Annotated in this window: 8 protein-coding genes; all 8 read right to left on the bottom strand. The window is 63.0% G+C overall.

Annotated features, from left to right (window positions below; all coding sequences use genetic code 11):
• A partial coding sequence (locus tag ABMA59_RS35065; RefSeq protein WP_349009984.1) for a transposase occupies positions 1-395 on the bottom strand: 395 nt, incomplete at its 3' end.
• A gap of 266 nt (positions 396-661) precedes the next feature.
• Positions 662-784 (bottom strand): hypothetical protein, encoded by a 123-nt coding sequence (locus tag ABMA59_RS35060; RefSeq protein ID WP_349009983.1) that lies wholly within the window; start codon positions 782-784, stop codon positions 662-664.
• 353 nt (positions 785-1,137) lie between these two features.
• Positions 1,138-1,884 carry an SDR family NAD(P)-dependent oxidoreductase gene (locus ABMA59_RS35055; RefSeq protein WP_349009982.1) on the bottom strand — a complete coding sequence of 249 codons (747 nt, stop codon included), beginning with the start codon at positions 1,882-1,884 and terminating at the stop codon, positions 1,138-1,140.
• Positions 1,885-1,904: 20 nt separating this feature from the next.
• On the bottom strand, positions 1,905-2,942 hold the full coding sequence (locus tag ABMA59_RS35050; RefSeq protein WP_349009981.1) for an oligopeptide/dipeptide ABC transporter ATP-binding protein: 1,038 nt from the start codon (positions 2,940-2,942) through the stop codon (positions 1,905-1,907).
• Complete coding sequence (locus ABMA59_RS35045; RefSeq protein WP_349009980.1) at positions 2,939-3,952, bottom strand: ABC transporter ATP-binding protein; 1,014 nt, start codon at positions 3,950-3,952, stop codon at positions 2,939-2,941. Before ABMA59_RS35045 ends, ABMA59_RS35050 begins: the two co-directional genes overlap by 4 nt.
• Positions 3,952-4,959 (bottom strand): ABC transporter permease, encoded by a 1,008-nt coding sequence (locus ABMA59_RS35040; protein ID WP_349009979.1) that lies wholly within the window; start codon positions 4,957-4,959, stop codon positions 3,952-3,954. The genes ABMA59_RS35045 and ABMA59_RS35040 overlap by 1 nt, the downstream gene beginning before the upstream one ends.
• 9 nt (positions 4,960-4,968) lie before the next feature.
• Positions 4,969-5,961 carry an ABC transporter permease gene (locus ABMA59_RS35035; RefSeq protein WP_349009978.1) on the bottom strand — a complete coding sequence of 331 codons (993 nt, stop codon included), beginning with the start codon at positions 5,959-5,961 and terminating at the stop codon, positions 4,969-4,971.
• Positions 5,962-5,968: 7 nt separating this feature from the next.
• Complete coding sequence (locus tag ABMA59_RS35030; protein ID WP_349009977.1) at positions 5,969-7,570, bottom strand: ABC transporter substrate-binding protein; 1,602 nt, start codon at positions 7,568-7,570, stop codon at positions 5,969-5,971.
• Between the last annotated feature and the right edge of the window lie 90 nt (positions 7,571-7,660).

Below are 7,660 nucleotides of genomic sequence, written 5' to 3'. Positions count from 1 at the left end.
GCGAGGCTTTCCTGAAGCAGCGCCGTCATCCGCTCCTCGCCCATGCGCTGACGCCAGCGCGTCATCGACGAGCGCTCGAATGGCAGGTCGTGGCGGAAGAACGCCTCGCCAGTGAGATACTGGAAATAGGGGTTCTCCACCCAGCGCGCGCACAGCGCCTCGTCCGACAGGTCGAACGTGTGCTTGAGGATCGCCAGCCCCGCCATCAGCCGCGTCGGCAAGGGCGGCATGCCCGGTCCATCCGAATAGACCGAGCCGAAACGCGCCTCCAGAACCGGCCAGTCAATCGCCCGCGCCAGCCGCACCAGTTCGTGATTCATGTTGATGATCTGGTCGAGCCGCGAGCGGAACAAATCCTGCTCTCCCGTCTCGCCCAATTCGCGTGGCTTGCCCATCCCATGGCTCCGATGCACCGCGATATCGCCCGTGAATCACGCCTCGCATGGAAGCAAAACCACAAAACGAATTGCAGGAAAACAACCCACAAACCGATCGTTTCCTGCAATCCGCAAAACTTCGACACCGCGAATTCCTAGGGAATTCAGAAGCTTCACGATTCTTCACGGCCGACTGTGTATGAACCGGGAGCGCGAGGCATAATCGTGGCGGTGGCCAGGTTTGTCTGGAGTTGGCCACCGGGCGTAGATACGTTGCGGCGTGATCAGATGCAGCGCGTCTTTCGCCCCGTCACCGCCACGCAAAGCAACCTCTGCTCCTCCTCAATGCCGGCCTCTTCTCCAGTCGCCAGGTCGACCGGGATGCATCCGTCGACCGCATTGACCATGAAGACCTTCTTCCACTCCCGACCCTTGGCCAGGTGGATCGTGAGAAGATCAGCTAGTCTTTGTCGAGATGTGGCGAGCCGGCGCGATAGCTGGCCGCCTCCGGCGGATCGAGCGTCAGGTCGGTTAGGAATTTCTGACTTAAAGAATAGCCAGGCTCCTTTCCTAGTTGCTGCAAATCGGCTCGGCGGACTCGGTTTCCTTGTGAATGTGCGCCTGACGCGGGTCATATGAAGGCCGCGCCATTCGAGATCCGCCGGCCAGGCTGAATTCGAGACTAGGCCGGCGAACAAGCCGGCACCGACACCATTGCAACGTTCACCGACATGAGCGAGCCAGACTTCGTCAATTTTCTTCAAATCATGTAATCACCGCCATTGACGTTAAGGCTGGCGCCAATGAAATACGATCCTTCATTCGACGCCAGCAGCAGGAATACCGGCGCCACCTCGCTGACTTCGCCGAAGCGGCCGATAGGGAGTTCGCCCCTTTTGCGTTCCAGCCAGTCCTGCGGGAGGCCGTTGAGCAGCGGCGTGTTGATCGGGCCGGGGTTGACGCAGTTCACGGTGATGCCTTCGCGCGCCACCTCGTAGGCCAGCGACCGGGTGAAACCCATGATGCCGGATTTCGCTGCGACGTAGTGCACCATTGTCGGCGCGCCCTTGTGCGCGAGCTGCGAGGAAAGGTTGATGATGCGGCCCCATTTCTTGCGCTTCATGGCCGGCAGCACTTCGCGCGTGAACAGGAAGGTGCCGCGCAGATGCACGTCGATCATGCGGTCCCACATGTCCGTCGCCATGCCATCGAGCTCATGCGTGGTATCGATGCCGGCATTGTTGACCATGATGTCGACGTCGCCCAATTCGGAGACAAGTGATTTTAGCCCCGCCTTGACGTCGTCCTCCCTGCTGACGTCGCCGGCGGCGATCGCGACCTTGCCGCCATGCGCGGCGACTTCCTTCGCGACCTGCTCGGCACGGCCCTTGTCCAGGTCGAAGATGCCGACCGAAGCCCCTTCGCTGGCAAACAGGTTGGCGACGCCGCGCCCGATCCCGCTCGCGCCGCCTGTGATAACGGCGACCTTGCCATCCAGTTTGCCCATCGTAGACTCCTTTGCGTTGTTCACTGCGCCGGCACGCCGGCACCCAATATCCTGTCGGCTTCGCTCTGGAAGCGCCCGAAACTGTCGAAATCCGGCACGAGCTTCGCCACTTCGCCATGGCGGTAGCAGCGCACAGCATGGTTGGCCGAAACAGTTTCGACCGGCGGCATCTTTTCCCGGCAAGGATCGATCACCAGCGGACAGCGCCCGGCCAGATAGCAGGCAGGCGGCAGGTTGATCGGGCTTGGGATCTCGCCGGAAAGGCGGATCGCGCGGCCGCTCCTGATGCGCGGATTGGGAAGCAGCACGGACGACAGCAGAGCCACCGAATAGGGATGCGACGGCTGCGCGAAAAGCGTGGCGGATGGTCCCTGTTCCACGATCTTGCCTAGATAGAGAACGGCGATCCGGTGGCTGATTTGGCGCACGGCCGACAAATCGTGGCTGATGAATAGATAGGACGTGCCTAGGTCCCGCTGGATGCGGATGAGCAGGTCGATGATCTCGGCGCGCGCCGTCGGGTCGAGCGCCGATGTAGGTTCGTCGAGCACGACCACTTCCGGGTCTGAAATCATGGCGCGCGCGATGCCGACGCGCTGCTGAAGACCCATGCTGATCTCGGCAGGATAACGGTCGAGCAGCGCCTCCGCGAGGCCGACGCGGCGCGCCGCCTCCCGAACCTTTTTCTCCCGGTCCGGCCGCGGCACCTTCAAGGCGCGCAAAGGTTCGTCGATCTGCTCGAACACGCGCTGGCGGGGATTGAGCGATTCCGTCGGTTCCTGGAAGACGAGCTGCAGCTTGCCGCGCAGTTCCAGCGAGCGCACGGTCTTGCTCCCGCCGAGGTCTATCCCCCGGAAGCTGATGCGGCCGCCGGTCGGCCGGATAAGGCCGAGCACACAGCGGCCGATCGTCGTCTTGCCGGAACCGGATTCGCCCACCAGCGCCAGCGTCTCGCCTTTCTCCAGCGAGAAAGACACCTCGTTGACCGCGCGCACGACCGATTTCGAACCGGCGATCGGAAAATGCTGGACGAGGTCCTGGATTTCCAGAAGGCTCATGGCCGCTCCACCGGATAGTGGCAGCGAACCAGGTGGCCGGGCTGGCGCTCGACGAGGGCAGGGTGTTCGCTGCGGCAACGCTCCTGAAACCTTACGCAGCGGTGCTGGAACGAGCACCCTGTCGCGCTCGGCCCGCTGCTCTCGCGCACCTTGTCCTCGCCCAGCCAATAGCGGCGCAACCGTTCGTTTTGCGCGAAGGCTGCGAGCAGCAGAACCGTGTAGGGGTGCTGAGGATCGTCGAAGAAGACCTCCCGATCAGCGATCTCCATGATCTCGCCGGCATAGATGATGGCGATGCGGTCGCAATAATGAGCGGTGATGCCGATGTCGCGTGTGATGAACATCATCGAGGTGCCGCGCTCGCTAACGAGTTTGCGGATCAATTCCAGCACCTGGGCCTGAACGGTAACGTCGAGGCCGCTGGTCGCATCGTCGGAAATGATGAAGCGCGGCGAACAGGCAAGCGCGATGGCGATGACCACGCGCTGCGCCATGCCGCCGGACAGTTCATGCGGATAGGCGTCGAGGCGCCGCTGCGGGTCTGGGATGCTGACCTGCTTCAACAGGTCGAGCGCGCGCTCGCGCGTCGCTTTCCTGTCGAGGTTGAGATGGTGGCGCAGCACGTTGGCGATCTGCTGGCCGACAGTCTGGAGCGGATCGAGCTCGCCGCGCGGGTTCGAGATGATCATGGCGACATCTCGGCCGCGGATCTTTCGCAGCGACTCCTGATCGAGTTCCGCCAGATCCTTGCCGCCGAAACGGATCGAGCCCCTGGTGATCTCGCCGGGCGGGGGGATCAATCGCATGATGGCCCGCGCCAGCATGGTCTTGCCGGAGCCGGACTCGCCAACCAGGCCCAATACTTCGCCGGTGCGCAAGGTCAGGCTGACATCGCGCAGTGCGACCGAGGCCGCCGTGCCGTATTGCGGGAACGCGACCGTGACGTTCTCGCAGTCCAGGATCGGCGCGTTGAAAATATCGATCGGATTGTTCGTGGGTGCGGCCGACATCAGCGCGTCCTCGGATCGATCGCGAAATAGATCAGATCCACCAGTAGGTAGATCACCAGCGACAGTATGGCCGAATACAGCACGAAGCCCATCACCGGGTTGAGGTCGGCATTCAACACGCCCTGCACGGCATATTGTCCGGCCCCGCCCCAGCTGAACACAATCTCGACCAGCACTGCGCCGCCGATCAGGAAGCCGTATAGCACGCTGACGATGGTGATGACCGAGGGCAGCGAGTTGCGCAGCGCCTTGCGCGCCACGATCTTCGGCGGCAGGCCGCACATTTCGGCATAGCGGCTGAAATCGGCCTCCAGCATGCGCTCCATGGTCGACTGCGTCATCTTCAAAATCGGCGCGGCGTTGATCAGGCCGAGGGTCAGCACCGGCAAGATGAGATGGCCTGCCGCGTTTTTCAGGGCATCCCAGTTGCCGGCGATAAGGCTGTCGATGAGCAGGGAGCCCGTCACGTCCGGAGGCGGGATGACCGTGAAGTCGATCCGCCCGAGCGGCGCCGGCGCGATGCCCAGTATGGTGTAGAGGACAAAGATTAGCACCAGCGCGAACCAAAAGTCGGGAAGAGCGCCGGCGACGAGGCCGTAATAGTCGGCGATCTTGCGCAGGATGCCGGTCTTGTTGCGCGCGCCGGCAACGCCGAGGGGCAGGCCGATGCAGAGCGCGAGAAGTAGCGAAATCGTCACCAGTTCGAGCGTCGCTGGAAAACGTTGGGCGAGATCGGACGTCACCGGCATAGTCGTCTGCCAGGACGATCCGAGATCGCCATGGACGACCCGCCAGAGATAGATGCCGAACTGCTCGATGACGGAGCGGTCCAGCCCAAGTTCCGCGCGCAGCCGTGCCAGCCCGTCATCGGTGGCGAAGGGTCCGAGCATCATGACCGCCGGGTCGCCCGGAATGAGCTTCAGCAGCAGGAAGCTGACCAGCAATATGCCGATCAGTTGCGGTCCGACGAAAATCAGGCGGCGCCCTATGTAGGCAAGAATCTGCATGATCCCATCCTACCCGGTTGTGGCGCGACGATTGAGCTTGCCGCTGCGCTGGATCTCGCCTGCGAGGCGGCGGCGGCGCACAGGATCGGCCAGCACCTCGACGCTGGCGCCGATCAGCGAGAAGCCGAAGATGGTGACGGCCAGCGCCAGTCCCGGAAAGATCGACGGCCACCAGTGGCCGGTGATGATGTTCTGGTAGCCCATGGCAATCATGCTGCCCCATTCTGGCGTCGGCGCCTCGACGCCCGCCCCGATGAAGGAGAGCGCCGAGGTCAGCAGGATCGCCCAGCCTATGTTGACTGAGAGCTGGGCCAGCACCGGCGCAATGGCGTTGGGGATGACGTGTCGGGTCAGGATCGTCAGGTCCGATACGCCTGCGATGTAGGCGGCTTCCACATAGCGAAGCCGGCGCACCGACAGCACCTGGCTGCGCATCAGGCGCAGATAGATCGGGCCGTTCACGAAGGCGACCGCCAGCACGATGCTGTGCAGGCTTTGTCCGAGCACGGCGACGACGGCAATGGCGAAGACGAAGACCGGGAAGGCCTGCAGCACGTCGGAACTGCGCATGATGAAGCCGGAGAGGAAGGTGCCGAGGCCGCGCCGCGTTTCGTAATAGCCGGCCGCGGCACCGAGGATCGATCCGACCACGGCCGAAACCAGTGTGCCGGCGAGTGCGATGGCCAGGTCGATGCGGGGTGCGTGGATGACACGGGAGAAAATGTCGAGGCCAGTCGCATCGGTTCCCATGAGATGCGGCCAGCCCGGCGGCTGCAGGAAGGCGATCGGGTTCGCCTGCTCGGGATCGAACGGCGCAATCCAGGGCGCGAAGACGGCGAGCAGGACGACGACCAGAACGATGCCGTAGCCGAGCGCATATTGCGGCCGCGCGCGCAGCACGGCGAGGAAAAACGACAGCCGTCCGGACGCAGGGCTGGTGACTGCTTCCGTCCGCACGGCTGCGTCGGGGGCGATGTTCCCCGACGAAGGACCCGCGGTCATGCCAGTCTCAGCGGCTGAAGTCCTGGAAGCGGATGTTGTTGGACGTGTAATAGGTCCATCCCTTCAGGTCTGCCTTTCGCGCCATGGTGTAGTTCGGATAGGCGACGAAAGCCCACGGCGCCTCGTCCATGATGATCTTCTGGGCCTCCTTGGCTTTGTCCAGCCGCACCTTCTCGTCGGCGGTCGCCGCCATCTCTGCAAGCAGCCTGTCGACGTCGGCGTTGGCGTAATTGCTGTAGTTCACATAGCTCTTGCTGTCGAAATAGAGGGTCAGCGAGTAGCCGGGATCCGGGCACCACGGGCTGTCGACATAGAAGATCATCGGCTGCTTCCGGTCGGTGACGAAGTTGTAGAACGAGCCGGCCGGAACCTTCTTCAGCTCCACCTCGACGCCGATCTTGCGCAGCGCCGACTGATAGATGATGGCGATCGGCTCCTGCACCGGATCGCCGGCATTGTAGGCGAGCGAAGTCTTGAAGCCGCCGCCCTGTCCGGCCTTGGTCAGAAGCTCCTTGGCTTTGTCGAGATTGTGCTCGTAAGAGTAGAAGTCGCCGGCGAAACCCGGATAGATGTTGGGCATGCAGCCGTTCAGTGGGCTGGCGAGATCCTGATAGACGGCCTTGATCACTTCCTGCTGCGGGAAGGCGAAGTTCATGGCCCGGCGCACGTCGACATTGTCGAATGGCGCGATCTTGGCGTTGAGCTCGATCCAGATCATGAAGGAGGCCGGCACGGTCTCGACCGCGACGCTTGGCACCTTCTTCATGCTGATGATTTCGAGCGGCTGGAGATATTGGGCGATGTCGACCGCGCCGCCCTGAAGAAGCTGGACGCGCGACGCCGAGGTCGGCACTTCCTTGAAGACCACCGTGTCGATGGCCGGCTTGCCGCCGTAATAATCGGGACGGGCCTGGAACACCGCCTGCTGGCCGCGCGTCAACTGCTGCAACTGATACGGGCCGAAACCGGCACTGTTGTTCTCGATGAATTTGCGCGCCCACGGATCTTCCGTGCCGCCCTCGGCCTTGCACTTCACGCTGTCGTAGACCGGCGTGTACAGGTTGGTGTGGATCTTGAGCAGCAGCGGGTTCGGCTCGGCGACGTTGAAGGAGACGACGTATTTGTCCTCTACCTTGATGTCCTCGGGAGACTTGAGGCCGCAGACGGCCGTGTAGAATGCACCCAGCGCGCCGAGTTCGAAGGCGCGGTTCCAGGTCCAGCGCACGTCCTCCGCGGTGAGTTCGTTGCCCCAGTTGCTCTTGACGCCCCGGCGCAGCGTGAACACCGCGCGCTTGCCGGACGGATCGAGCTCCCACTTCTCGGCGAGCTTGCCGACCATGTTGACGCCGCCCATCTTGTCGGCGTGGAAGGCGATGTCTTCGCGGCGTGCATCCGGCACGCCCGGATCGGGGATTTTCTCAAAGCCAAGAAGCCCGTCATAGAGCGCGGCGATCGCCTCGAACGTGCCGAGGCTGACGTCGAAGTTGCAGTCGAGGCTCTGCGGCGTGGCGGGCGCCGCGACGACCAGCGTGGAACCGGCCTGCGCATAGGCCGCGGGGATGTTCAGGATACGCGGCATGACGGCGGCTGCGGCCGTGGCCGAGGCCATCTGCAAAACGTTGCGTCGGCTAAGATTCGGTAAGGAGAGTCGCGAAAAGTTGGACATGATCAGTTCCCCTGAGGATAGCGGCCTAGATGG

It is taken from the genome of Mesorhizobium yinganensis, assembly GCF_040081985.1.
GTDB lineage: Bacteria > Pseudomonadota > Alphaproteobacteria > Rhizobiales > Rhizobiaceae > Kumtagia > Kumtagia yinganensis.
Note: the sequence above shows the minus strand (reverse complement) of the source record. Positions and strands in the feature narration are given on the sequence as shown.

What these genes read in the sequence shown, in the direction of transcription:
- ABMA59_RS35060 (WP_349009983.1), bottom strand. Translation starts at nt 784, where the DNA reads ATGGTCAATGCGGTCGACGGATGCATCCCGGTCGACCTGGCGACTGGA.
- ABMA59_RS35055 (WP_349009982.1), bottom strand. Translation starts at nt 1,884, where the DNA reads ATGGGCAAACTGGATGGCAAGGTCGCCGTTATCACAGGCGGCGCGAGC.
- ABMA59_RS35050 (WP_349009981.1), bottom strand. Translation starts at nt 2,942, where the DNA reads ATGAGCCTTCTGGAAATCCAGGACCTCGTCCAGCATTTTCCGATCGCC.
- ABMA59_RS35045 (WP_349009980.1), bottom strand. Translation starts at nt 3,952, where the DNA reads ATGTCGGCCGCACCCACGAACAATCCGATCGATATTTTCAACGCGCCG.
- ABMA59_RS35040 (WP_349009979.1), bottom strand. Translation starts at nt 4,959, where the DNA reads ATGCAGATTCTTGCCTACATAGGGCGCCGCCTGATTTTCGTCGGACCG.
- ABMA59_RS35035 (WP_349009978.1), bottom strand. Translation starts at nt 5,961, where the DNA reads ATGACCGCGGGTCCTTCGTCGGGGAACATCGCCCCCGACGCAGCCGTG.
- ABMA59_RS35030 (WP_349009977.1), bottom strand. Translation starts at nt 7,570, where the DNA reads ATGGCCTCGGCCACGGCCGCAGCCGCCGTCATGCCGCGTATCCTGAAC.